This window comes from Bacteroides sp. HMSC067B03, assembly GCF_001811315.1.
Taxonomy (GTDB): Bacteria; Bacteroidota; Bacteroidia; order Bacteroidales; family Bacteroidaceae; genus Bacteroides; species Bacteroides faecis.
In genome coordinates this window covers 77987-101263 of the sequence record NZ_KV804368.1, presented here as the reverse complement: position 1 = coordinate 101263, position 23277 = coordinate 77987, and the positions used below count along the sequence as shown (strand labels likewise).

Here is a 23277-nt window from a genome sequence, read left to right as displayed (position 1 = left end):
TAAAATAATTTGTAATGAAGCGAAAGAAGAGTATCCTATTTATTATGGGAAAACTGGATAGCGGAGGGGTGTCGAAAAGTATGCTTAACTTGCTCAATGTAATTGATAAAGAGGGGTATAATATCTCTCTGTTGCTGATAAATACAACTGGTGTTTTTACGAATAATGTGCCTAAAGGAGTTGAAGTGTTGATGGATAAGCGACTCACGGCACTAACAAATGGAGTACGTGGAGTGGCGGAATTGATGAGATGGGGATATTGGGGGCTTGCGTTGGCTTCTTTATTCAAATTGTTTTTGGCTTCCATTAGTAAGGTATATGCTGGCTTGTGGTTGGCAAAGATAATGCCTTGTATTGTAGAGCGACCATTTGATCTTATTATAGACTATGGAGGTCAGCATCAATTGTATTATATGGTAAATAAGCTAAATGGAAAGAAAAAAATAACATTTTTTCATAGCGATTATCATAAGTGGAATTACTATGAAAGGGCTGATCGGCAGTATTTGGCTCATGTTGATAGGATATATACAATTTCAGAAACTTGTGTAAATGCGCTACGAGAGGTCTTTCCGGAATATGCAGACAAAGTGCGATTGATGGAGAATATATTGTCGCCTACACTAATTGTAGGTCTTGCTGATGAACCTTGTGCATTGAAAAATCATCAATACTTATTTGTTTCATTGGGGCATGTGTGTCGAAGTAAAGGTAGCGATTTGGCTTTACGCGTAGCCGGACAACTGCAGCGTAACAAGGTCGACTTTGAATGGTGGTTCATAGGCAATATGAGTAAAGATTGCGACTACTTCCAGTTAGCAAAAGAAGAGGATGTGACCGACCGTGTGAAATTCTTAGGTATACAGAACAATCCTTATCCTTATTTGAAAAAAGCAGACATTGTGGTGCATTTGTCGCAGTATGAAGGGAAATCTATTGCTTTAGATGAAGCTAAATTATTATGTAAGCCTATAGTTGTAGCAAACTATTCAACTGTGATAGATCAATTCACTGATCATCTAAATGGGTCTATTTGTGAAAGAAATGTTGAAAGTGCTACGAAAGCAATAATAGAACTTCTTGAAAATGAAATTTTGAGACAAAATTATATTGAATATTTGAAGTCTCATATTAAAGATAATAGTGAGGAAATAACTAAAATATATAATTTGATTCGTGATAATTAGAAATGGAATTATACCTCATGTATATATTTAAGATCATACTTTATTACTTTTTGATATATGCTGCGTATAGAGTAGCTTTATCAAAGTATAAGGTTGGTGCAAGGCTTTCTTGGCCTAGTATTATATTGTTTAGTTTAGCTTTTGGATATTATGCCATATTGGTGGGGAATCCAGAATTGAGTGCTGACCGTAGAAATTACGCTATACGCTATGTCGATCCATCTTGGAATGTTAGTCAAACAGAGTCATATGGCTTAAATTGGACGTATGAGGTATTAAGACCTATATCTTTAAATCCCGATTTCTTGTTTTTTTCTTTTGAAGGTTGCTATATTTTTTTGACACTAGTAGTATATCGCTATTATAGAAATATGCATCCAAAATCTCTTTTGATTCTATTATGTTCTTTATATCCAATATTTGGCTTTTACGGATTGAAACAGGCAATTTCTCAAGCCTTGGTTGCTATCGCTTTTATGATACAATTTAATAATTCTGATATCAAAAGTGATATACCTATAAAACCTAGAAGGAAGTATTTGTATCTTGGGTTGTTGTCCATAACTTTTTATGTAGGTGCTATGTTATTTCATGAAGCAGCTTATTTGCCTTTTGTGATATTTGTTGCTTTCTTCTTTTGGGAAATTAGACTTGTGAGGGTATTAACTTTGGGAGGTGTATTTGTCGGACTAATTTGGGGAATTGTAGCTTTGAATTTTTTTTTAAATAGTGTCGGGAAATTTTCGGAAGTTTTGAGTAGGCAAACTGAACATTATATAGAAGGCGTTGATGGATTTAACGCTGGTATTTTGACTATTTTTAAAGGATTCCCTTTTTATATCATAAGTTACATTGGCATTAAATATCGCAAGTATTATTCTAATGTAATGAGAGATTATGATAAGTATTTGTTGTGCACAATATTCGTTTCTGCGATGGTTTTGTTATCGGCGATTAATTATTGGTTCTTTCGTTTTTCTCTTTATTTCTATTTTCCAACATTTATTTTTGCTTATAACCTTCGTCAAGAAATGCTTATGCGTGGGTATGGTGTGAGATGGTATGGGTGGGTGTTTGCTATTACATTACTATTGTCTATTAAGGAAATGATTCAATTTTATTTTTTATATAATGGCGTATGATTACAGTATTTACTCCAACCTATAATAGGGCATATTCTTTGCCTAACTTGTATGATAGTTTGTGCAAGCAAAGTTTTGTAGATTTTGAATGGTTATTGATTGATGATGGTAGTACGGATAATACTCAAGAACTTATCAAACAGTGGGAACTCGAACGAAAAATCAAGATTCGTTATTTGTTTCAGCCGAATAGTGGAAAGCATGTTGCTATTAATAAGGGGGTTAAAGAAGCTGAAGGTGAAATCTTTTTTATTGTTGATAGTGATGACTATATAATTTCCGATGGGTTGAAAAAGATTAATGCCATATTCAGAGATATATCTGATGATGACGATTTTGCAGGAATATCTGGAATAAAAGTTCAAGTTAATGGAGATTCTGTATCAACAGGTTGGAAAGAAACGATAATAGACACTAATGCATTAGATATAAGATACAAATATGGAATAACGGGGGATTTGGCTGAAGTTTTTAAGACCAAAATTCTTGAAAAATATCCATTTCCAGTTGTAGTCGGAGAACGATTTTGCACGGAAGCATTAGTCTGGAATCGCATCGCTTTGAAATATAAATTGCGTTATACACAAGAACCTTTATATGTTTGTGAATACCGTGCAGATGGCTTAACTGCAAACTCTATAAGAATTCGTCGAAAATCACCCCAGTGTACAGCACTCTTTTATTCGGAACTTTCTCATATGCCAATTCCTTTGTTACAAAAGTTGAAGGCTCAAATAAATTATTGGAGATTTACCCATGATATTTCTTTAACTAGAATCAAGGAGTTGAAAATGAATATGTTTTTATCATTGTTGATGAGTCCGTTGGGCTTAATACTTCGTTTGAAAGATCAAAACAACTTATGAGAATATTACATATTATTACCAACCTGCAAACAGGAGGGGCAGAAAAACTGATGGTAGATCTTCTACCTCGTCTTCGAGATTTTAATAATGATGTTGAATTATTGTTGTTTGATGGGAGTCATACACCTTTTTATTATTGGCTGGAAAAAGAGGGAATAAAGATTCATTCTCTCGGAGTGATAAAAAATGTATATCATCCAATATATCTCTTTCGTCTTTATTTCTTTTTGAAAAAACATAAATTTGATATTGTGCATACGCATAACACGGCTCCGCAATTATATAGTGCTGTTGTTAGCTGCTTTTATCACATTACACTTTGTACAACAGAACATAGTACCTGTAATCGTCGGCGTGCTTGGAAATATTATACACCCATTGACCGATGGATGTATTCACGTTACAAAGAGATCATTTGTATTTCGGATGCAGCGGAAGCAAATATAAGAGAGCACTTGAAGAAAAAAGTTCAAAATATCTACACGATATATAATGGGGTAGATATTAATAAGGTAACTTCAGCATCTACAAATACAGATTTGAGGGAGCACAATAAACGGTATGTTTTGATAATGGTTGCTCGTTACACATATCAGAAAGATCAGGATACATTGATACGGGCAATGGCTTTACTTCCTAAAGAGGATTATGAATTATGGCTAGTGGGTGATGGAGAAAGGAGATCAATACTGGAAAATCTCTGTAAGGAACTAAATGTAGATGACCGTGTACGTTTTTTGGGGATTAGGATGGACGTTCCGAGTTTGCTGAAAGCTGCTGATATTGTAATTATGTCATCGCATTTAGAGGGTTTATCGCTTTCTAATATCGAAGGAATGTCTGTTGGTAAACCGTTTATAGCGAGTGATGTAGATGGACTGAGGGAAGTGACAAAGAATTATGGTATTCTATTTCCACATCAAGATGCAGAGGCTTTGGCTAAGGCTATTACTGAATTAATGAGAAATTCTGAACTCTATGATTCTACTGCGGCTCGTTGTAAAAAACGTGCCTTACAGTTTGATATTAGTGTAATGGCTAAAAAATATAACGATAGGTATTGCCGTCTTTTAAAATTGAAATAATGAATCTTGTGTAAGCGCTTTATTATAGCTACACAGTGAGCACTTACCTTATAATTAGTCAAACGATGAAACTTCTTTTCTGTGATAATACAATATGGGGACTGATTAACTTTCGTGAAGCAGTCTTTCGGCATTTTCATGAACAAGGATATGAGATTGTGCTTGTGGCACCATCGGATGAAAAAACACGGATGAAAACTGTTGTGCCTGATTATGTGCGTTTTGTGCCTGTCTACTTAGAACGTGCGGGACGAAACCCTCTTACTGATGTGAGCTATTTATTGTGCCTCTTGCGAATTTATCAAAGAGAACGACCGGATTGGATATTTCATTATACCATCAAACCAAATATTTATGGTACACTGGCTGCTCGGCTTTTAGGTATCCGTAGTGTAGCTATGGTGGCAGGGTTGGGGTATACTTTCGCTAAGCAGGGGTTAACTGGTAGTATAGCTCGTGCGCTCTATCGTTTTGCTTTGCGTTATGCCTGTCGGGTGTTCGTTCTGAATGAAGAAAATCTTAACACACTAATAACTCATCATATAGCTTCTGCTGCGAAATTAGTATTACTTAAAAGTGGTGAAGGGGTGGATACAGAATTGCTACAAGAAGGTAAAATAGAGAAATATGACAGGCGCACCACATTTCTTATGGTGGCACGTGTGCTTTATGATAAGGGATATACTGAATTTGTAGAAGCAGCCCAGTTATTGAAAACAAAAGGTGTAAATGCTGATTTCTGCTTATTGGGACCTATAGATGAGTGTTATCCTAATGCTGTAGGTCAAGAGATAATCGATGCGGATGTGATTGCGGGACGTATTCGTTATCTAGGTTTTTCCACTCAACCGCTCAATATTATGAGACAGCCTGGGACTGTAATAGTACTGCCATCGTATCATGAGGGTATGAATCGTTCGCTGATGGAAGCATGCGCTTTGGGTAAACCCATAATAACGACTGATATTCCCGGTTGTCGCGAAATAGTAGAAGAAGGAAAAAATGGTTTTGTGATCCCTACAAAGAATAGCGAAGCTTTGGCGGCTGCTATGATGAAGTATCTTGAACTTGATGGTACGCAAAAAATACAAATGGGACATGAGAGTCGCCGTGTTGCTATAGAACGTTATGATATACGTTATGTGATAATGGAATATGAGAAAATAATTGGAATGAGTGAATTATTACAGTGAATTATTATTAGGAGGTATGGAACTACTAGGTTAGCATCCGAATAACAAATTTATATACATATTAAATAAGGGTTATGAGAAAAGTCAACAAATGGATGAGCTTATTGCTGTTTCTTTTTGTGTTTGCAGTATGTCAGTCTTATAAAAAAGTATCTTATTTACAATATGCTGAAGTAGTAGTGGATAGAGTGCAAAATGAACAACAGTATGTTTTGTGAATCGTGTAATTACAGATACGATGAAGATGTTATAGAGAAAAAGTGATTACTTGTAAATATAGTTTTTATATAACAATGGGTATGAATGTTATTTTTATAATGATAGCTTTTGGTATTTCCACTTATATTGCCTGGCTTATCATTCCGCGTATATTATTGATATCATTTCGTAAAAAACTGTTTGATATTCCTGATGAACGTAAGGTTCACAAACATGCAATTCCTCGATTAGGCGGAGTCTCTTTCTTTCCTACGATATTATTTTCCTGTTGCTCTGTGCTGGTTATCCGGACATTAATGGGATATGGTATATCGACTTTGTCTGCGTCTTATATTTTACCAGAGTTTTTGGTATTGATCTGTGGGATGGTTCTTTTATATCTGACAGGTATTGCAGATGATCTTGTCGGGGTGCGTTATCGTCAGAAGTTTGTAATCCAGATTATTTGTGCCTGTTTATTCCCGGCTGTAGGTCTTTGGATCAATGATTTTTATGGGTTGTTCGGCATTGACTTACTTCCTGCTTGGTTTGGTATTCCTTTCACAATATTGACAATTGTTTTTATAACGAATGCAATAAACCTGATTGACGGAATTGACGGTCTTGCTTCCGGGCTTAGTAGCGTAGCTCTTTTAATCTTTGGTTTTCTGTATATCGAGAAAGGATTATGGATTTACAGCATGTTTGCTTTTAGCACTTTCGGGGTTTTGGTTCCTTTTTTTTATTATAATGTTTTTGGTAGTGCTGAGCATGCCCGTAAGATATTTATGGGAGATACCGGAAGTCTCACTTTAGGTTATATTCTAAGCTTTCTTGCTATCAAATATAGTCAGAATACTGATTTTATTCCTATCACACAAGGTGCTTTTTTGATAGCTTTTAGTACATTAATTGTTCCGGCTTTTGATGTGGTCCGTGTTGTCATAGTTCGGATCTACCATGGTAAAAGCCCATTTGAACCAGATAAGAATCATATTCATCATCAATTTTTGGCGATGGGATTTACCGTGCGTAAGTCAATGCTTTTGATTCTTTTAATATCATGTGTGCTTAGTGGACTGAATATATTATTAATGCCTAATGTTAATAATACGATTCTACTGATAGGAGACATTATAGTTTGGATAGGCTTGAATTTGTGGTGGTTTAGAATATGTTCAGGTAATCGTGATGGGAAAACAGAATAAAATATGTTTTGTAAGAAGTTCTAATAATAACAGTAAAAGTAAGATGAATAAATCTTTTTTAATCGTGTTGCTGGCTTTTGCACTGGTCAGTTGCCAGTCTTATAAAAAAGTACCCTATTTGCAGGATGCTGAGGTAGTGTTGTATGGAGTTCAGAATGAACAGTTGTATGATGCAAAGATCATGCCTAAAGACTTGTTGACGATTGTGGTGTCATGTACAAGTCCGGAGTTGGCGGCCCCTTTTAATCTGACAGTTGCCACGCAAAATAATATTGCTTTGAATTATACCACCACTCAACCTGCTTTACAACAATATTTGGTGGATAATGAAGGTAAGATAAATTTCCCGGTTTTGGGTGAATTGCATGTGGGAGGATTAACCAAGAAGGGCACTGAACAAATGATTGTAGAGAAACTGAAGCCTTATATAAAGGAAACTCCTATTGTAACCGTACGAATGGTGAATTATAAAATTTCAGTTATTGGAGAAGTCGCCCGCCCCGGTACCTTTACTATCTCGAACGAAAAAGTGAACTTGCTGGAAGCATTGGCCATGGCAGGTGATATGACTGTATATGGATTGCGTAATGACATAAAATTAATAAGAGAGGATGCTAACGGTAAACAGGAGATTATTCCGTTGGACTTAAATAAGGCTGAGACAATCCTTTCTCCCTATTATTGGCTGCAACAGAATGATATAGTCTATGTAACACCTAACAAAGCTAAAGCACGTAACTCTGATATCGGAAGTAGTACTAGTTTGTGGTTCTCTGCCACCTCTATTTTGATATCCATTGCCAGTCTATTATATAATATCTTAAGATAACATTCGTAACAATGAAAGAGGAACTAACAAACGAAAAACTGCGCGAAGCAGATGATAAAGAAATAGATATTCAGGAATTGCTTTTTAAATATCTGATTCACTGGCCTTGGTTTGTAGGGGCAGTGATAGTATGTTTGATTTCTGCTTATATTTACTTATATGTTGCTACTCCTGTATATAACATTTCTGCTACAGTCCTGATCAAAGATGATAAGAAAGGAGGAAGTTCAAACAATGTAGCCGGATTGGATGAATTGGGGCTTAGTGGATTGATCACTTCTTCGCAAAGTATAGACAATGAAATAGAAGTGTTGCGTTCTAAAACTCTGGTGAAAGAAGTAGTCAACTACTTAAATTTATATGTTACTTACCAGGATGACGATCAAATTCCTTCGAAAGAGTTGTATAAGACATCTCCTGTACAGGTTAATATGACTCCACAAGAAGCGGAAAAATTGAAAACAAAGGTCGTTATTGAAATGGTACTGCACCCACAAGGAAGTTTGGATGTAAATGTGAAAATGGAGGATAAAGAAATTCAAAAGCATTTTGAAAAACTGCCTGCCATCCTTCCTACTAATCAGGGAACACTTTCTTTCTTTCAGACTACGGATTCTATATCTTCGAAGAAAAATGAAGAAGTGGGTTCTCCTGTTCAAGATATGCGACATATCACAGCTACCATTAGCCAGCCTATGAATGTAGCCAGAAGATATTGCGAGAATCTATCTATTGAACCTACCTCGAAGACTACCTCTGTAGTAACGGTCTCTTTAAAAAACTCCAGTTTGCAGCGCGGGCAGGATTTTATCAACCAGCTGCTCGAGATGTACAATCGTAATACCAACAATGACAAGAATGAAATAGCGCAGAAAACGGCTGAGTTTATCGATGAGCGAATTGGCATTATTTCAAAAGAGCTGGGAAGTACGGAAGCGGATCTGGAGACTTTTAAACGTGATGCGGGAATCACAGATTTGAGTAGTGATGCACAGATTGCTCTGACCGGTAATGCTGAATATGAAAAGAAACAAGTCGAAAATCGTACGCAAATTAGCTTAGTGGAAGATTTGAAGAAATATTTAGGTCATAATGAATATGAGATATTGCCCAGCAATGTTGGTCTGAAAGATATTACTCTTGCCGCACAGATTGACCGATACAATGAAATGCTTATTGAACGTAAACGCCTGCTTCGTACTTCCACCGAGAATAATCCGGCCATCATCAATCTGGATACTAGTATTCGTGCCACGAAAGCGAATGTTCAGGCTACTTTGGAAGGTACATTACAAGGATTGTTTATCACTAAAGCTGATCTTGATCGGGAAGCCAAACGTTATATGCGTCGTATCAGTGATGCTCCGGGGCAAGAGCGTCAGTATGTGAGTATAGCCCGTCAGCAGGAAATAAAGGCGGGATTGTACTTGATGTTGTTGCAAAAGCGTGAGGAAAATGCCATTATGCTGGCTGCTACTGCGAATAATGCGAAGATTATAGATGATGCCATTGCCGATGTTATTCCTGTATCTCCTAAACGAAGTGTTATTTATTTGGCTGCACTGTGTTTAGGTATTGCGATACCTGTTGTTGTTATTTATATGATTGATCTGACGAAGTTCAAGATCGAAAGTCGTGCTGATGTGGAAAAACTGACTAGTGTTCCGATTGCGGGGGATATCCCTTTGACGGATGAAAAGAATACAAAGGAGGGTTCTATTGCTGTATTCGAGAATCAGAATAACCTGATGAGCGAAACTTTCCGTAACATTCGAACGAATATCCAGTTTATGCTTCAGAATAATAAGAAAGTAATCCTCGTGACTTCAACAGTGAGTGGTGAAGGTAAATCGTTCACTTCGGCCAACTTGGCTATCAGTCTTTCTTTATTGGGAAAGAAGGTGGTGATTGTAGGTCTTGATATTCGCAAACCGGGACTGAATAAAGTTTTTAATCTTTCGAGCAAGGAGAAGGGGATTACTCAATATCTGGCAAATCCGGAAATGGACTTGATGAGTTTGGTACAGTTATCTGATGTGAATAGGAATCTGTATATTCTTCCGGGTGGAACCGTTCCTCCCAATCCTACGGAGCTATTGGCACGGGATGGACTGGACAAGGCTATTGAGATTTTGAAGAAGAATTTTGATTATGTCATCCTTGATACTGCTCCTATCGGTATGGTAACGGATACTTTATTGATTGGTCGTGTGGCGGATTTATCAGCGTATGTATGCCGTGCCGATTATACGCATAAAGCGGAATACACACTGATTAATGAGTTGTTCCATGAACAGAAGTTGCCTAATCTTTGTACCATTATTAATGGCGTAGACCTGAAGAAGAGAAAATATGGTTACTACTATGGCTATGGCAAGTATGGCAAGCATTATGGCTATGGTAAACGTTATGGATACGGATATGGTTATGGCCAAGAAAAGTAAGTTCGTTTTGAGTAATTAAGCATTATTTTTTGGAAATTTGGTGATAAAGGCTTTACTTTATGATACTAACTGAAGAGAAATGAAAACATTACCGGAATATATCACATTATTACAAAGCTATATGCAACAAAATGCATCTAAGTATGGCATCTTGCGTATGGGGATATTTGGTTCTGTAGCTCGTAACGAGCATACAGATGTTAGTGATGTTGACGTTTATGTGGAAGGGCAACTTCATGGATTCTTTGCTTTGGCTGGTATAAAGCAGGATTTGGAAGAACTGTTAGGTTGCAAAGTCGATATTGTTCGCTTGCGAGACAAGATGGATTCATTTCTACGTGAAAAAATACTAAAGGAGGGCATTTATGTATGACACTCTGATTGCTTATCATACCTTGGAGCTGATACGGGACTCTTTCTTGTTGAGTGACAGTGGTATGATGAAATTTATCGTATTTGCGATGAGGATATTTTACAGCTGCACCAAGTAATAACACGGATAATGACTTACAAAGTCTTAAATAACTCTTATTACAACTCCTTATATTCCTCTACACAAGGGTAGCAGGGGCACTCCTTAAGAGGATTCAAATCACGATGCCCCACTATCAGCGCTTTTGGAAAATATTTCTTTAGCTCACGGAGCAGAGCTAACAACGATCCCCGTTGCTCTAGCGTACGTGTATCCTTAGTCCGTCCGTCAGCATCCAGTCCTCCTTCATAACAGATTCCTATAGAATGTGCGTTATGATTCCGGCAATGTGCTCCTACCTTTTCTAACGGTCGTCCCGGATGTATTTCCCCATCACGTGTGATGTAGAAATGATAACCGATATCACGGAATCCCCGATGTCGGATGTGATCCTGTCGGCAAGCCTCCGCCGAGAGGGCTTTTCCCTCCGGCGTGGCACTGCAATGAATGATAATCAGTGTGATGGTCCGCATAAGTTTACATACAGCTTTGTACTCCTATCAAACCACCTACGGCAGTAGCGACAGTGATGATTACTTTGATAATGAAACTCCATACGGATCGTGATGATGAATTACTCATAGGTTTTGATTTTTAATGAAAAAAATATTGATTTTTAATGAGTCTTTAGCTTATCACAGCTAAAGACTTTGCCAGTGTTCAGGTTATGACTTAAACAGTCGGGTCCGGTGCTTCTTCGTCTCCTTCGTCCGGATTAGGTTTCGGATCGGGAGTGTTGCCTGACCCGGAACCTCCTCCGGGCGTTGTCGGTTTCTGATACTCCGCCTGTTGTTTCAGCTGGCTGTCGAGCTTCAGATTGGTTGTTGATAAGTTTCCTGTGGCACGTGCTTTGAGCCGCATACCTGTGATGTTCTTCTCCAGCGAGAACTCTTCCAGCGTTTCGGCAGCCTTGCTGCGGATTCCTACACCGAAGATGGCTAGATCATCAATTTTCACACTTTTGCCGTCGAGCAGCAGTTCCTTGATGCAGTCCACCATATCAGTGAGCACGCCTTTGATCACCCCACTGGAATACGGTGAATTGTGTTTCGACATGTGTTCCGCAAGTTTGGCAAGGTCGAATGTCTCGTCGCTTACCGCCCGGGCGAACCATTTGCCCGCATTCAAGCCTTTCTTCTGTTGGTTCTGATAAATTTTGTAACGAATCATAAAATAATAATTTTAAAGAGTTAAACATACTTTCGTGAGGATTTCTCCCTTTCGATGACACAAAGATAGTATGCTGTAACTCGGAAAAATCGGTTGTGTACAGTGACAGTCGGTAATGTGCAATTGTTGTCAGTTATAGTCTGTTATTCCCTGATAAAACGTAGGTAATGTGAATATATTTTGTTACTTTTGTGACTGTAAAACAGAAACTTATTTGTCATGATAGAATTCAAAATACGTGCTTATGGTCGTATGGAACTGGCACAGCTTTATTCTCCCGAACTTACCGGCATTGCCGCTTACCGCAAAATGAATAAATGGATTGTTCGCTGCCCCGGTCTTCAGGAACGTTTGCTCGATCTGGGCTATCAGCCGCAGCACCGTTCTTACACTCCGCTGGAGGTAAGGGTGATAGTGGATGCGTTGGGAGAACCCTAGCTAAAGCTATGCTTTACGACTTCTAAAGCTAAGCTTTATGGGTTCTAAAGCTTAGCTTTAGCTAATACAAAACGCTATACTCTGATTTTCATAAAATAACGATAAAAGACGATGTTATCAACAGGTACAGTAGGTACACTTTTCCGGCCCTTCCCTAACACACGCACACGCGTGCGTGCGCGTAAGTACCTTTACCGTCAAGATTGACAATCAGTCCCTGTTTTACCAGTCGTTTCAGCCAGGTGAGGGCAGTGTTGGGCTTGATTCCCATAGTCGTAGCCTGCTCCACTAACTGTGCACGGGTAAATTGGATACCCAGTGCCTCAAAGAATGCGTCACGGTCGGCATTGGCCCTATGGCTGACTTCTGAAGGAGGAAGGAAAGACAAGATATGCGTGGCATGCTGATAGAGTGGTTTCACAAGGTTCAGCACAGCCTTAAAATCTTCGGGAGTGATTGTCATATCCCAACGGGTAATGATACCGTCTTTGATATTATCAGCAGCGATTTCCTTGTCCGGTGTAAGCAGGGGGTGAGAAGATGCCTGGTATTGATACGGCTGAGGATTTTCAAGAGCACGAAGCATGGCCACTACTGACATGATACGGCAGATGTTGACAGCCATTCGGGCGATGGAACTGTTCATTTCTCTGCCATTGGCAATCGTTGACCGGGTGAACAGTTCGGAAAAGAGATCATTGAACTCCTGTTTCTGTTCATCCGTGAGCCGGAGTGTGTGGAGACCATGTTCCTTGAGTAAGTTCAATAGCTTGTTCCATTCCAGACCAATGGCGGTGAAGATGGCTTCCAAGTCTATTTCGTTTTCGTCAAACTGATTGATCCATTGATAGATACCGTGCATATAATAGAACAGCTGGCGTGAAAAAAGTCCGTTCTCTACTGAAGGAATGAGTGGTTTCACCTGTGCGGGTGTCCCCGAAAGCAGGAGAGAGAGGTAACTTTTCTTGTTTTCCCGGTACTCCTGATTGGTACGTCGGTTGTATGCTAACCAGTCATGGTCGAATGCTCTGCGAAGCGTCTCACTCCAGTGACCGTATTCCGAACCGATGGCGGTAGAGATCGTATCCGCCTCGGTTTCGCAGATGAGGCCTGTTCCGTTGTTATCCATAATATTTTGAAGGATACCGGTACCGGTATTGTTGCCGGAAATGAGGAACATTCTGTTTAAAGGCATTTCGGGGATTTCCGCTTTGGCACGCTCTTTGCCCATCATTTCGTAGGCGACTTTTGCCTTTTTGTAGGCATTCATCTCTTTTTCCACTTGTTGGCGGATATCATCGTGGATAGGCATAACGAGCAGGCGGATGAGTGATAGTACTCCCTTGCCCGAGGCTGCCGGAGCTACAATGAAGGATTGCATACAGGGCGATTGGTATTTGCCGGCATAATGACATCTCACGTATCGTTCCATGGTGGCGCCCAGAGCAGTCAATGCTCCGAGCAAGAGTACGTCTTTTTGAGTGACGGTAGTGCCATAACTTATGATGCGCAGCAGTAGCTTCGGCCAGTCTTCTAAGGTGAAAGTGGGTAATGGGTGATGCGGGTCGCTGCCTTCCAGCAGTTCTTCTGATTCACTCTTTTCTTCTTCCACCTTATTATACACGTGCGCGTGTGTGGAAAAATTGTGCGGTGAACTTTCTGTACCTACTGTACCCGTCCGGTTGTTCATAACTTCCTTCCGGGCTTCCTTGCAGATTTTTACTCCTGTCGATTCAGCGAGGTGAAAGGCCGTTCCGAGATGTATTGCTCCCTGCTGTTTCGTGAGTGCATTGGAAAACATTCGTTCGGCATGGGCGGATTGATACTTGGCGGAAATCCGGCACAGGCGATGAAAAAACTCCCGTCCTGCTTCACCACAGTCCGTTGCGATGGCGAATGCTAATTGTACATACTCGGCGTAAGTGGGTGCAATGTCGGCACCTGCTGTTTCAACTGCTTCGGTGAGGAGGCGTAAGGATTCAATATCGGTCATTTTTTTTATTGATAATGGATAATTGATAGTTCATCGTTGATTATTCAAGATGGATCGTTTAATATTCTCTGAATAGTGCTTGTGGGTCATGGCTGAGGAAGCAGGCTCTTACGATGTCTTTGCCGGAGGTGTCTACGGCTTTTTGAACTGTTTCGATGGAGCTATTCATTTCTGATCCGTAGGTCATTTCTACGTATTGCATTGCCCAGTTCATGCTCTCTCTTACGTTCCGGCTCTGATCGTCTGTGTACAGCTTGCTGTAAGGTACGAATGTTTTCACACCCCGGCTGCTGGGACTGATAAATGCGAGTACAGGGCGGAGGAAAGGATCGTCGAACAGTGTACGACGCATTTCTACGGCTTTCTGATAGGAGTCGAGGTTATCTATATCTACCACAACGAGGCCGGACGGTGATGTGAAGAATTTACTACTTCGGCGGCTGAATATGCCGCATGGGGTTACGTAGGGGAGTAAAGAGACTTTTGCCATTCGCAGGTCTCCGGTACTGCGTACCTGTGTGGTCAGTACTTTGAGATTTTCATTGCAGGTGATCATCTGATATACTTGCTCTACTGAGACTTCGCAGAAGGGAGTGAGTGTGGCGGGGGTAACGGTTTGTCCTTGTTCGTTCCTGATGGGAGCAATCGGGGGCATGAAATAAGACATTCTGAAAAAGTTTTGCATAGAATACTTCTATTAGGGCGTTTAATAAATGACTTTGATTTTCAAAGCATGGTGCGAAAGTAAGACAAATAAAATAAGTCGAGTTCAGATATGTCTGAAGTAGTGTGAAAATGTTTAATATATAAGACGTGTTTTTAACTAATAATAAGAAAAATGGAAAATAAAATTGTGCATCCTAAACTCGGTGAGTTTATTGAAGAGGTGCTTAAAGTAGCGCATGTGAATCTTTCAAAAATGTGTCATGAGATACATATGGGACCTGCTACTTACCAAAAGGTAAAAAAGGGGAAGAAAAAGATCTGATTCATTATGAGCGTATTCTTGAATATTATTATAGGACTCGCACCGAAGAAGAGTTTTTGGAGAAAGTGAATGAGTGGGCAAAACTTTATATTCGGTGCAAGAAGGGGCAGGATGATATTTGATATCTTACGATTTATACTTTTTTATTCCTCTCTTAATTTGTTTTATCACAAATATTTGGTATTTTCGGACGTTTTTTGGACAAACGACTTGAATTACTAATAGTTTATTATATGGAAAATATCGAAACAGCGATCCTGCTGATGGTGGTCGGCATGGCTACCGTATTTGTTATTCTGCTGATTGTGATTTATTTAGGTAAGTTACTGATTACTCTTGTCAACAAGTATGCTCCCGAAGAAGTGGTTCCTGCGAAGAAGGAAGCGCTACAAGGTCCTGCGCCTATTCCGGGTAATATAATGGCGGCTATCACAGCAGCTGTGAATGTGGTGACATTAGGAAAAGGAAAGATTACAAAAGTAGAAAAGTTATAAACCTATCAAAAGTATATCATAGAAAAACATGAAAAGAGAAGTTAAGTTTAGTCTGGTTTTCCGAGATATGTGGCAATCTGCCGGAAAATATGTACCTCGTGTAGACCAACTCGTAAAGGTAGCTCCTGCCATCATTGAAATGGGCTGTTTCGCCCGTGTAGAAACAAATGGCGGAGGTTTTGAGCAAGTGAATTTATTGTTTGGTGAAAACCCGAATAGAGCCGTGCGCGAATGGACGAAGCCGTTCCACGAAGCCGGCATACAGACACACATGCTCGACCGTGCATTGAACGGACTCCGTATGAGCCCCGTTCCGGCAGACGTCCGCAAGTTGTTCTACAAAGTAAAGAAAGCACAAGGCACAGATATCACCCGTACATTCTGCGGATTGAACGACGTACGCAATATCGCTCCTTCCATCACGTATGCCAAAGAGGCAGGCATGATCTCACAGTGTTCACTCTGCATCACCCATTCGCCGATCCACACGGTAGAGTACTACACCAATATGGCGTTAGAACTTATCAAGCTGGGGGCGGACGAGATTTGCATCAAAGACATGGCAGGTATCGGCCGCCCCGTTTCATTGGGCAAGATCGTGGCCAATATCAAAGCGGCACATCCTGAAATTCCTATTCAGTATCATAGTCATGCCGGTCCCGGTTTCAACATGGCAAGCATCCTCGAAGTATGCGAAGCCGGTTGCGACTACATTGACGTAGGTATGGAACCGCTTTCATGGGGTACGGGACACGCCGATCTTCTCAGCGTACAGGCTATGCTGAAAGATGCCGGATATCAGGTACCGGAAATCAATATGGAAGCCTACATGAAAGTGCGTGCGCTGATTCAGGAATTTATGGATGACTTCCTTGGCTTGTATATCAGCCCAAAGAACCGTCTGATGAACTCGCTGCTGATCGGTCCGGGACTTCCTGGCGGTATGATGGGTAGTCTGATGGCTGACCTCGAATCGAATCTGGAATCTATCAACAAGTATAAAGCCAAACATAACCTGCCGTTTATGACACAGGATCAGTTGCTGATCAAGCTATTCAACGAAGTGGCGTATGTATGGCCCCGCGTCGGTTATCCTCCATTGGTAACTCCGTTCAGCCAGTACGTGAAGAACCTTGCCATGATGAATGTGATGGCAATGGAAAAAGGCAAGGAACGCTGGGGAATGATTGCCGACGATATCTGGGATATGCTACTGGGTAAAGCAGGACGCCTGCCGGGTACACTGGCTCCCGAAATCATCGAGAAAGCCGAACGTGAAGGACGTAAATTCTTCGAAGGTAATCCGCAGGACAATTACCCCGACTCACTCGACAAGTATCGCAAGCTGATGAAGGAAAACAAATGGGAAGTGGGAGAGGACGACGAAGAACTCTTCGAATATGCCATGCATCCGGCTCAGTATGAGGCTTACAAGAGTGGAAAAGCGAAGGAAGACTTCCTGGCAGACGTGGCAAAACGTCGTGCCGAGAAAGATAAATCGCCGGAAGAAGATGCAAAACCAAAAACACTGACTGTACAGGTGGACGGACAGGCTTATCGTGTGACAGTAGCTTATGGTGATGCCGAACTGCCTGCTGCACCTGTGGCTGCGGCTCCGGCAGGGGAAGGTCAGGATGTCCTTTCTCCATTGGAAGGTAAATTCTTCTTGGTGAAGAATGCGCAGGAAGCTGCCTTGAAAGTAGGTGATGCGGTAAAAGAGGGTGATGTGCTTTGCTATGTGGAAGCTATGAAGACTTACAATGCCATCCGTGCTGAATTTAGCGGTACGGTAACTGCCATCTGCGCCAATCCGGGAGACACTGTTTCAGAAGATGATGTATTAATGAAGATAGGATAATGAACGAGATATTTGAGAACTTATATGACATGACTGCGTTCAGCAATATCATTGCCGAACCGCAGTTCCTGATAATGTATGCCATCGCGTTCGTCCTGCTTTATCTGGGTATCAAGAAACAGTACGAACCGCTGCTGCTTGTTCCGATTGCTTTCGGTGTGTTGCTTGCCAACTTCCCCGGAGGAGATATGGGAGTGATACAGGCAGACGAGAATGGTATGGTGATGATAAACGGTGTGATGAAGAATATCTGGGAAATGCCTTTGCATGACATTGCGCATGAACTGGGAATTATGAACTTCATCTATTATATGCTGATCAAGACCGGTTTCCTGCCTCCGATCATCTTTATGGGGGTCGGTGCGTTGACGGACTTCGGACCGATGTTGCGTAATCTGCATCTTTCCATCTTTGGAGCTGCTGCACAGTTAGGTATCTTTACTGTTCTGCTGGTAGCCATCCTGATGGGATTCACTCCGCAAGAAGCTGCTTCACTGGGTATTATCGGTGGTGCGGACGGACCGACAGCCATCTTTACAACGATCAAGCTGGCTCCGCATTTGCTGGGTCCGATCGCTATTGCCGCTTATTCTTATATGGCACTGGTGCCTGTGATCATTCCGTTGGTAGTGAAGCTGTTCTGTACTAAGAAAGAACTGAGCATCAACATGAAGGAACAGGAAAAGAAATATCCTTCGAAGACGGAAATCAAGAATCTGCGTGTACTGAAGATTATTTTCCCGATTGTAGTGACTACGATTGTAGCTCTCTTCGTGCCGAGTGCAGTACCTTTGATCGGTATGCTGATGTTCGGTAATCTGGTGAAAGAAATCGGAAGCAATACTTTCCGTCTGTTCGATGCTGCTTCCAACAGTATCATGAATGCCGCTACTATCTTCCTCGGACTTTCGGTAGGTGCAACCATGACGGCTGAAGCCTTCTTGAACTGGACGACAATCGGTATTGTCATCGGTGGTTTCCTTGCATTTGCTCTTTCTATTACCGGTGGTATCTTCTTTGTGAAGTTAGTGAATCTATTCTCCAAGAAGAAGATTAATCCGCTGATCGGAGCTACCGGACTGAGTGCCGTTCCGATGGCAAGCCGTGTGGCGAATGAGATTGCGTTGAAATACGATCCGAAGAATCATGTATTGCAGTATTGTATGGCAAGTAACATCTCAGGGGTAATCGGCTCGGCAGTAGCTGCGGGTGTACTGATCTCCTTCCTTGCATAATAAAAAGAACAACCAATAAAAATTAGGCACGGATTACGCGGATAAACACGGTTTTTAGTTACTCAACTCTTAAAACCGTGAAATCCGTGTCATCCGTGCCTAATTTTGTTTTTATCTATTCGCTGGTCACCTTCTTGTATTCAGCCACAGCCATCTTCTCTGCCAGATAAGCATTGATCAGATTGGTGTGTGCTTGCGTCCATGACAACTGGGCGGAAAGTACATCTACCATGCTCGCTTTTCCTTCATTGTAGGAGAAAGTGGCCAGATCCAGATTCTCATTTGCCAGACTCATGTTTTCTTTCGCTGTTTTCACCTGAGATTCTGTTTCCGTCAGTTTGGTGAGAGCTGCCGACAGTTCTTCGTTGATATTGTCCGTCATATAACTCTGTTGCAACTTTTGTATTCCGATATATGCCTTCTGCTGCCGGTTCGTCTTGAAACGGGCTCCCCAGCGGAAAATGGGAATATTCAGATTGACTCCTACGATGGGATTGAAAGATACGTCGTATCCCAAGTTGGGTGTGGCCGTTGCCCAGCCACCGCTGAAATACATGTTTAATTGGGGATTGAACTGGCTGAGAGCCGCTTTACGTTGTGCCTGGCTCTTCATGATGTTTACTTCCGTACTGGCATAATCGGCACGTCGTTGCAAAACATCTTCCAGAGGCAGTATCCGGACAGGAGCGGAGATCATTCCGATGTTGTACAGGCTGTCTACAGGAGTATTCGGCGCTTCTCCCATCAGAATATTCAGCTGTTGCAGCGCTAATGTATAATTCTGGCGCGCTTTGATATACTGCAGTTCCGCTTCTTTCAGCCGGGTGGAAATCATCAGAAGATCTGTACGGCTGATCATTCCGTCATCGAAACGGTCTTGAATAATGTCATATTGCTGTTTGACAATGCTCTGGTATTTGTCGGCCGCTTGTAGCATGGCTTTTGAAGCGGAGGCATTCCAGTAGACAGCATCACTTTGATAGTGAATCTGGTCTAACGTGAGTTCCTCGTTCAGCTGGTTCAGCTTTTCGTCTGCCTTCGCTATCTGATGTTGGGCATTGAGCGCACCGCCTGTGTAGAGTGGCTGTGATACGACAAATACTCCTTGGTAGGTATGGTTGCGGTATTCGCCCACCGGTTCGTTCCATGCGCTAAGGTCGCTCATGTTCAGGGTACCGTCTGCATTTACGTCGATTTTCGGCAGGAAACCTGTATGGGCTATCTTTCGCGCCTCCGAACTGGCCAATGTCTTTAGTTTTTGTTGTTTCAATATCTGGCTGTAAGCCTCCACTTTTTCGCGGTAGGCTTCCTGACTCAGGCAGGGCTGTTGCGCCCAGGCTGTGGAGCCAAGGAGCAACAGTGAAAATAGTATGAGTTGAGTTTTCATTTCTTTCATGGATAATCTTTTAATGGATAATGGATAGTTGATAATGGATAATTATTGTTCTCCTTTGATCCGGTGGATGGCGCAATAGGCTACAGGAAGGACGAATAGTGTCAATGCCGAGGCTACTAACAGTCCGCCCATGATGGTGGCGGCCATTCCGCCGAACATGGCGTCAAACAGTAGCGGTAACATACCCAGAATCGTTGTTCCGGAGGCCATCGCTACCGGAATGATGCGACTGGTCGTGGCACTGATGACTGCGTCCAGCGGTTTTTTGCCTGCTGCTGTTTCCAAATCAATTTGGTCTACCAGTACGATAGCGTTCTTGATGTTCATACCAATCAGACCTAGCAGACCCAATATGGAGAAGAAGTCGAACGACTTGCCGAGTACGAGCAGTCCCAGCACGATACCGATGAAGATCAGCGGCAGCATTAACAGGATGACGGTCGGCTTGCGATACGTCTTGAACAAGAAGAGCAGCGTCACAAACATCAGGAAGAATGTCAGCGGTAAGTTTTTGGCCAGCGCTTCATTCGATTCCACCTGACTTTCCTGTTCACCGAAATACTTCATGGTATATCCTTCCGGTATTTTTATCTCCTGCTGTACCTGCGACCATACCTGGTTGAAAGCGGAAATCGCATTGGTCCCGCGACGCGGGTCGCATTGTGCCATCATCACCATCTGCCGGTTATAGTCTTTCACGTTCGAGAACCGGTACTGGAAGTCAAATTCAGATACTACCTGTTCCAAACTGGTCGTCTCGTTGCCTGTCCCGAATACGGGCAATGTGCGCAGATCATTGATCCGGAATGAATCCAGCTGGTTATTTTTCAATAGGATAGGAAGTACCTGATCTCCCTGCCGGTATTCTCCCAAAGTCATTCCCGTGGTACCGATCTGAATGCTCTGTGCCATTCCCTGTCGGGATACACCCAGCGGTTGTGCCCGTTCCGGGCTGTAAACCGGTTTCCAGACGGGTATTTTGTTTCCCCACGAATTGCGGATATTAATTAAATCCGGATTCTGGTGCATAATGGCTATTGCCTGATTGGTAAGTGATACAAGCGTATCCACATTCGGACCGATAAATCCGATTTCGATGGATGCATCCACTGCGGGGGACAGCTTGAACAAACTGGTCCGTGTGATTGCGCTCGGATAATTGGCTTTCATGTATTCGTCAAAATTCTTTTCGTATTCTTTTGTATATTTATTGTCTGTCAATTCAACGAGTACATTCGCAAAATTCGGCTTCGGACCGACAGAAGTGGAAGCGAGGTAATATCTCAGCGGGGTGCTGCCGAACGTGATGGATACCTTTTTTACTTCCGGCTGCTTCGCCAGATGTTCTTCTACCGATTTCATCTCTTTCACTACGTCATTGATGCTATATCCGTCCGGATAGAATACGTCTGCCCGGAAATAGGGCTTATCGAGCGACGGGAAGAAGTTTTGCGGCATCGTTCCCATGATAATGAGCGAGATGATAAAGAGTATTACCATGGATACCAATGTGACAGCTTTTTTGCGGATCAGCACTCCAAGGATAGAAGCGAATTTATGATAGAACGGCTTATCGTATGGATCTTTCGTTCCGTCTCCTGCTTTGGCTTTCAGAATGAAATTTCCGAATACGGTAGTCTGCGTCAGGGCAAGTACCCAGCTCAGTCCTAGTGAAATGGCAAGTACCACAAACAGCGGTTTTACGATTTCCGCTACAGCAGAGGGAGCAAGGTAAAGCGGCAGGAAGGAGCAGATGGCAATGAAAGTTGCTCCGAGCAAGCCCCATTGTGGTCCGGTTGCTCCGTCTATCAGGGCTTTCCGTCGGTTTACACCTCGGGCAATGGCTATTTGGGCGTTGTCCGTCACTACGATGGCGTTGTCCACCAGCATACCCATGGCGATGATAAATCCTGCCAGGGACGTTCTGTTGAGTCCGACACCGAAGAAAGACATGATGAGCAGTGTACCTCCGATAGAGAAAATCAGCGAAGAGCCGATGAGCAGACCGGCACGGAGTCCCATCACCAGCATGATAATGACAATCACGATCAGGATGGATTCGATCAGGTTGATGATAAATCCGTTGTTGGCTTCGTTGGCGATCTCGTTTTCGAGGTAGAGGCTTTGCAGTTCCAGTCCCACAGGCATGAGGGGGAGGAGCTCGTTCAGTTTTACTTTTACGTTCTCACCCGTCTGCACTACATCTCTTTGCGGGTCGGTGGATACACCGATACCGATAGCCCGTTTTCCGTTCACGTGCATGATGTTGGAAGGAGGGTCGAGATACCCTTTCTCGATAACGGCTATATCGCCTAGTTTCACCTGTCCGGCTTTGGTAGTGATGACTTGATTGCGGATATCGTCTATGGTGGTGTACATACCGTTGGCGGTCACCCGCAGTTGCTGCACGCCTGCACGGATTTCTCCGGTGTTGATAATCTGATTCTGCGATTGTAGCAGGTTGGCCAGCTGCTTGGGATCAATGCCCATTCCCACTAGTTTGTTGGTAGAAACGAAGATATTGACTACTTCTGTCTGCACTCCGAACAGTGCAACTTTCATCACACCGTCTGCAGTGACTACTTGTGTCTTGATTCGTTCAGCCCAGTTGCGCATTTCTTCATAAGTGAAGCCATCATCTGCCGTCAGTCCGTAATAGATACCGAATACGTCGCCGAAGTCGTCAGAGACAGTCGGAGTGGAAGCACCACTAGGCAACTGTGGTTGAATATTGAGTACTTTGCGTCGTAGCTCATCCCATTTCTGGGGTATGGAACTGGCGGAAAGCGAGGGTTGCAGCTCAAACGTGATTTTGGAAAGTCCGTACATAGACTCTGATTTAATCTTGTACACACCGCTCATACTTTGTATCTCACGGGAGATAGGTTCTGTGATCAGCCGTTCTACTTCTGCCGGTTCGGCTCCCGGATAGCGCGTCATGATGACCGCTGATTTGATAACGAAGGGAGCATCTTCCTTCTTGCCCAGCTTTCCAAAAGAAGTAATGCCTCCAATCAGCAGCACGGCAAGGAAGAAATAGATGATCTTCGTGTTATCCAGTGAATATTTTGCTAAATTCAT

21 protein-coding genes are annotated in these 23277 nt (G+C 42.2%); 14 read left to right on the top strand and 7 right to left on the bottom strand.

The genetic code is table 11. From position 1 onward, the window contains the following. The first annotated feature begins 14 nt into the window (after positions 1–14). The 9 genes from HMPREF2794_RS14360 (at position 15) to HMPREF2794_RS14320 (ending at position 10525) form a co-directional block, all read left to right on the top strand. Positions 15–1187 carry a glycosyltransferase gene (locus HMPREF2794_RS14360; protein WP_070751752.1) on the top strand — a complete coding sequence of 391 codons (1173 nt, stop codon included), beginning with the start codon at positions 15–17 and terminating at the stop codon, positions 1185–1187. Positions 1188–1189: 2 nt separating this feature from the next. Beyond that, positions 1190–2329 (top strand): EpsG family protein, encoded by a 1140-nt coding sequence (locus HMPREF2794_RS14355; protein ID WP_070751751.1) that lies wholly within the window; start codon positions 1190–1192, stop codon positions 2327–2329. Further along, positions 2326–3195: a glycosyltransferase family A protein gene (locus HMPREF2794_RS14350; protein ID WP_070751750.1), complete on the top strand. Its 870-nt coding sequence runs from the start codon at positions 2326–2328 to the stop codon at positions 3193–3195. Before HMPREF2794_RS14355 ends, HMPREF2794_RS14350 begins: the two co-directional genes overlap by 4 nt. Then, positions 3192–4280 (top strand): glycosyltransferase, encoded by a 1089-nt coding sequence (locus tag HMPREF2794_RS14345; protein ID WP_070751749.1) that lies wholly within the window; start codon positions 3192–3194, stop codon positions 4278–4280. The genes HMPREF2794_RS14350 and HMPREF2794_RS14345 overlap by 4 nt, the downstream gene beginning before the upstream one ends. Positions 4281–4345: 65 nt before the next feature. Then, positions 4346–5473, top strand: a complete 1128-nt coding sequence (locus HMPREF2794_RS14340; RefSeq protein ID WP_070751748.1) for a glycosyltransferase family 4 protein — start codon at positions 4346–4348, stop codon at positions 5471–5473. Between the two features lie 299 nt (positions 5474–5772). Further along, entirely contained in the window at positions 5773–6879 is a 1107-nt protein-coding gene (locus tag HMPREF2794_RS14335) for an MraY family glycosyltransferase (protein ID WP_070751799.1), read from the top strand. A gap of 43 nt (positions 6880–6922) precedes the next feature. Then, complete coding sequence (locus tag HMPREF2794_RS14330; protein ID WP_070751798.1) at positions 6923–7708, top strand: polysaccharide biosynthesis/export family protein; 786 nt, start codon at positions 6923–6925, stop codon at positions 7706–7708. An 11-nt stretch (positions 7709–7719) separates the two neighbouring features. Then, on the top strand, positions 7720–10152 hold the full coding sequence (locus HMPREF2794_RS14325) for a GumC family protein (protein ID WP_070751747.1): 2433 nt from the start codon (positions 7720–7722) through the stop codon (positions 10150–10152). A gap of 79 nt (positions 10153–10231) precedes the next feature. Then, on the top strand, positions 10232–10525 hold the full coding sequence (locus HMPREF2794_RS14320; RefSeq protein ID WP_010538933.1) for a nucleotidyltransferase family protein: 294 nt from the start codon (positions 10232–10234) through the stop codon (positions 10523–10525). 158 nt (positions 10526–10683) lie between these two features. Here the strand turns inward: HMPREF2794_RS14320 and HMPREF2794_RS14315 are convergent, their stop codons facing one another. The 3 genes from HMPREF2794_RS14315 to HMPREF2794_RS14310 form a co-directional block, all read right to left on the bottom strand. Beyond that, on the bottom strand, positions 10684–11097 hold the full coding sequence (locus HMPREF2794_RS14315) for an N-acetylmuramoyl-L-alanine amidase (protein ID WP_070751746.1): 414 nt from the start codon (positions 11095–11097) through the stop codon (positions 10684–10686). Between the two features lie 4 nt (positions 11098–11101). Next, positions 11102–11206, bottom strand: a complete 105-nt coding sequence (locus tag HMPREF2794_RS28985) for a smalltalk protein (RefSeq protein WP_008767884.1) — start codon at positions 11204–11206, stop codon at positions 11102–11104. A 90-nt stretch (positions 11207–11296) separates the two neighbouring features. Beyond that, positions 11297–11794: an HU family DNA-binding protein gene (locus tag HMPREF2794_RS14310; protein WP_008763346.1), complete on the bottom strand. Its 498-nt coding sequence runs from the start codon at positions 11792–11794 to the stop codon at positions 11297–11299. A gap of 219 nt (positions 11795–12013) precedes the next feature. Between HMPREF2794_RS14310 and HMPREF2794_RS14305 the strand changes: the two genes are divergently transcribed. Beyond that, positions 12014–12232 (top strand): DUF4248 domain-containing protein, encoded by a 219-nt coding sequence (locus tag HMPREF2794_RS14305; RefSeq protein WP_010538931.1) that lies wholly within the window; start codon positions 12014–12016, stop codon positions 12230–12232. Between the two features lie 154 nt (positions 12233–12386). On the opposite strand, the gene HMPREF2794_RS14300 is transcribed toward HMPREF2794_RS14305, so the two are convergent. Together HMPREF2794_RS14300 and HMPREF2794_RS14295 are read right to left on the bottom strand one after the other, a co-directional pair. After that, entirely contained in the window at positions 12387–14225 is a 1839-nt protein-coding gene (locus HMPREF2794_RS14300) for a DUF3987 domain-containing protein (protein ID WP_010538930.1), read from the bottom strand. 58 nt (positions 14226–14283) lie between these two features. Continuing rightward, the gene (locus HMPREF2794_RS14295) at positions 14284–14910 is read right to left on the bottom strand and encodes a BT4734/BF3469 family protein (RefSeq protein WP_022300848.1); all 627 of its coding nucleotides are present in this window, start codon (positions 14908–14910) and stop codon (positions 14284–14286) included. A gap of 153 nt (positions 14911–15063) precedes the next feature. Between HMPREF2794_RS14295 and HMPREF2794_RS28980 the strand changes: the two genes are divergently transcribed. The 4 genes from HMPREF2794_RS28980 to HMPREF2794_RS14280 all read left to right on the top strand — a co-directional run bounded on the left by HMPREF2794_RS28980 (position 15064) and on the right by HMPREF2794_RS14280 (position 18800). Next, positions 15064–15213: a hypothetical protein gene (locus tag HMPREF2794_RS28980; RefSeq protein ID WP_022300849.1), complete on the top strand. Its 150-nt coding sequence runs from the start codon at positions 15064–15066 to the stop codon at positions 15211–15213. A 233-nt stretch (positions 15214–15446) separates the two neighbouring features. Beyond that, positions 15447–15707, top strand: a complete 261-nt coding sequence (locus HMPREF2794_RS14290; RefSeq protein WP_010538928.1) for an OadG family protein — start codon at positions 15447–15449, stop codon at positions 15705–15707. Positions 15708–15735: 28 nt separating this feature from the next. Then, positions 15736–17565: a biotin/lipoyl-containing protein gene (locus HMPREF2794_RS14285; protein WP_070751745.1), complete on the top strand. Its 1830-nt coding sequence runs from the start codon at positions 15736–15738 to the stop codon at positions 17563–17565. Further along, complete coding sequence (locus HMPREF2794_RS14280; protein WP_008763355.1) at positions 17565–18800, top strand: sodium ion-translocating decarboxylase subunit beta; 1236 nt, start codon at positions 17565–17567, stop codon at positions 18798–18800. The genes HMPREF2794_RS14285 and HMPREF2794_RS14280 overlap by 1 nt, the downstream gene beginning before the upstream one ends. 115 nt (positions 18801–18915) lie before the next feature. On the opposite strand, the gene HMPREF2794_RS14275 is transcribed toward HMPREF2794_RS14280, so the two are convergent. After that, the gene (locus tag HMPREF2794_RS14275) at positions 18916–20187 is read right to left on the bottom strand and encodes a TolC family protein (RefSeq protein ID WP_029425648.1); all 1272 of its coding nucleotides are present in this window, start codon (positions 20185–20187) and stop codon (positions 18916–18918) included. Positions 20188–20238: 51 nt separating this feature from the next. After that, positions 20239–23277 carry an efflux RND transporter permease subunit gene (locus HMPREF2794_RS14270; RefSeq protein WP_055270227.1) on the bottom strand — a complete coding sequence of 1013 codons (3039 nt, stop codon included), beginning with the start codon at positions 23275–23277 and terminating at the stop codon, positions 20239–20241.

Bases quoted from the DNA above. Each gene is read 5' to 3' on its own strand.
- HMPREF2794_RS14360 (WP_070751752.1), top strand. From the start codon at position 15: ATGAAGCGAAAGAAGAGTATCCTATTTATTATGGGAAAACTGGATAGC.
- HMPREF2794_RS14355 (WP_070751751.1), top strand. From the start codon at position 1,190: ATGGAATTATACCTCATGTATATATTTAAGATCATACTTTATTACTTT.
- HMPREF2794_RS14350 (WP_070751750.1), top strand. From the start codon at position 2,326: ATGATTACAGTATTTACTCCAACCTATAATAGGGCATATTCTTTGCCT.
- HMPREF2794_RS14345 (WP_070751749.1), top strand. From the start codon at position 3,192: ATGAGAATATTACATATTATTACCAACCTGCAAACAGGAGGGGCAGAA.
- HMPREF2794_RS14340 (WP_070751748.1), top strand. From the start codon at position 4,346: ATGAAACTTCTTTTCTGTGATAATACAATATGGGGACTGATTAACTTT.
- HMPREF2794_RS14335 (WP_070751799.1), top strand. From the start codon at position 5,773: ATGAATGTTATTTTTATAATGATAGCTTTTGGTATTTCCACTTATATT.
- HMPREF2794_RS14330 (WP_070751798.1), top strand. From the start codon at position 6,923: ATGAATAAATCTTTTTTAATCGTGTTGCTGGCTTTTGCACTGGTCAGT.
- HMPREF2794_RS14325 (WP_070751747.1), top strand. From the start codon at position 7,720: ATGAAAGAGGAACTAACAAACGAAAAACTGCGCGAAGCAGATGATAAA.
- HMPREF2794_RS14320 (WP_010538933.1), top strand. From the start codon at position 10,232: ATGAAAACATTACCGGAATATATCACATTATTACAAAGCTATATGCAA.
- HMPREF2794_RS14315 (WP_070751746.1), bottom strand. From the start codon at position 11,097: ATGCGGACCATCACACTGATTATCATTCATTGCAGTGCCACGCCGGAG.
- HMPREF2794_RS28985 (WP_008767884.1), bottom strand. From the start codon at position 11,206: ATGAGTAATTCATCATCACGATCCGTATGGAGTTTCATTATCAAAGTA.
- HMPREF2794_RS14310 (WP_008763346.1), bottom strand. From the start codon at position 11,794: ATGATTCGTTACAAAATTTATCAGAACCAACAGAAGAAAGGCTTGAAT.
- HMPREF2794_RS14305 (WP_010538931.1), top strand. From the start codon at position 12,014: ATGATAGAATTCAAAATACGTGCTTATGGTCGTATGGAACTGGCACAG.
- HMPREF2794_RS14300 (WP_010538930.1), bottom strand. From the start codon at position 14,225: ATGACCGATATTGAATCCTTACGCCTCCTCACCGAAGCAGTTGAAACA.
- HMPREF2794_RS14295 (WP_022300848.1), bottom strand. From the start codon at position 14,910: ATGCAAAACTTTTTCAGAATGTCTTATTTCATGCCCCCGATTGCTCCC.
- HMPREF2794_RS28980 (WP_022300849.1), top strand. From the start codon at position 15,064: ATGGAAAATAAAATTGTGCATCCTAAACTCGGTGAGTTTATTGAAGAG.
- HMPREF2794_RS14290 (WP_010538928.1), top strand. From the start codon at position 15,447: ATGGAAAATATCGAAACAGCGATCCTGCTGATGGTGGTCGGCATGGCT.
- HMPREF2794_RS14285 (WP_070751745.1), top strand. From the start codon at position 15,736: ATGAAAAGAGAAGTTAAGTTTAGTCTGGTTTTCCGAGATATGTGGCAA.
- HMPREF2794_RS14280 (WP_008763355.1), top strand. From the start codon at position 17,565: ATGAACGAGATATTTGAGAACTTATATGACATGACTGCGTTCAGCAAT.
- HMPREF2794_RS14275 (WP_029425648.1), bottom strand. From the start codon at position 20,187: ATGAAAACTCAACTCATACTATTTTCACTGTTGCTCCTTGGCTCCACA.
- HMPREF2794_RS14270 (WP_055270227.1), bottom strand. From the start codon at position 23,277: ATGAATTTAGCAAAATATTCACTGGATAACACGAAGATCATCTATTTC.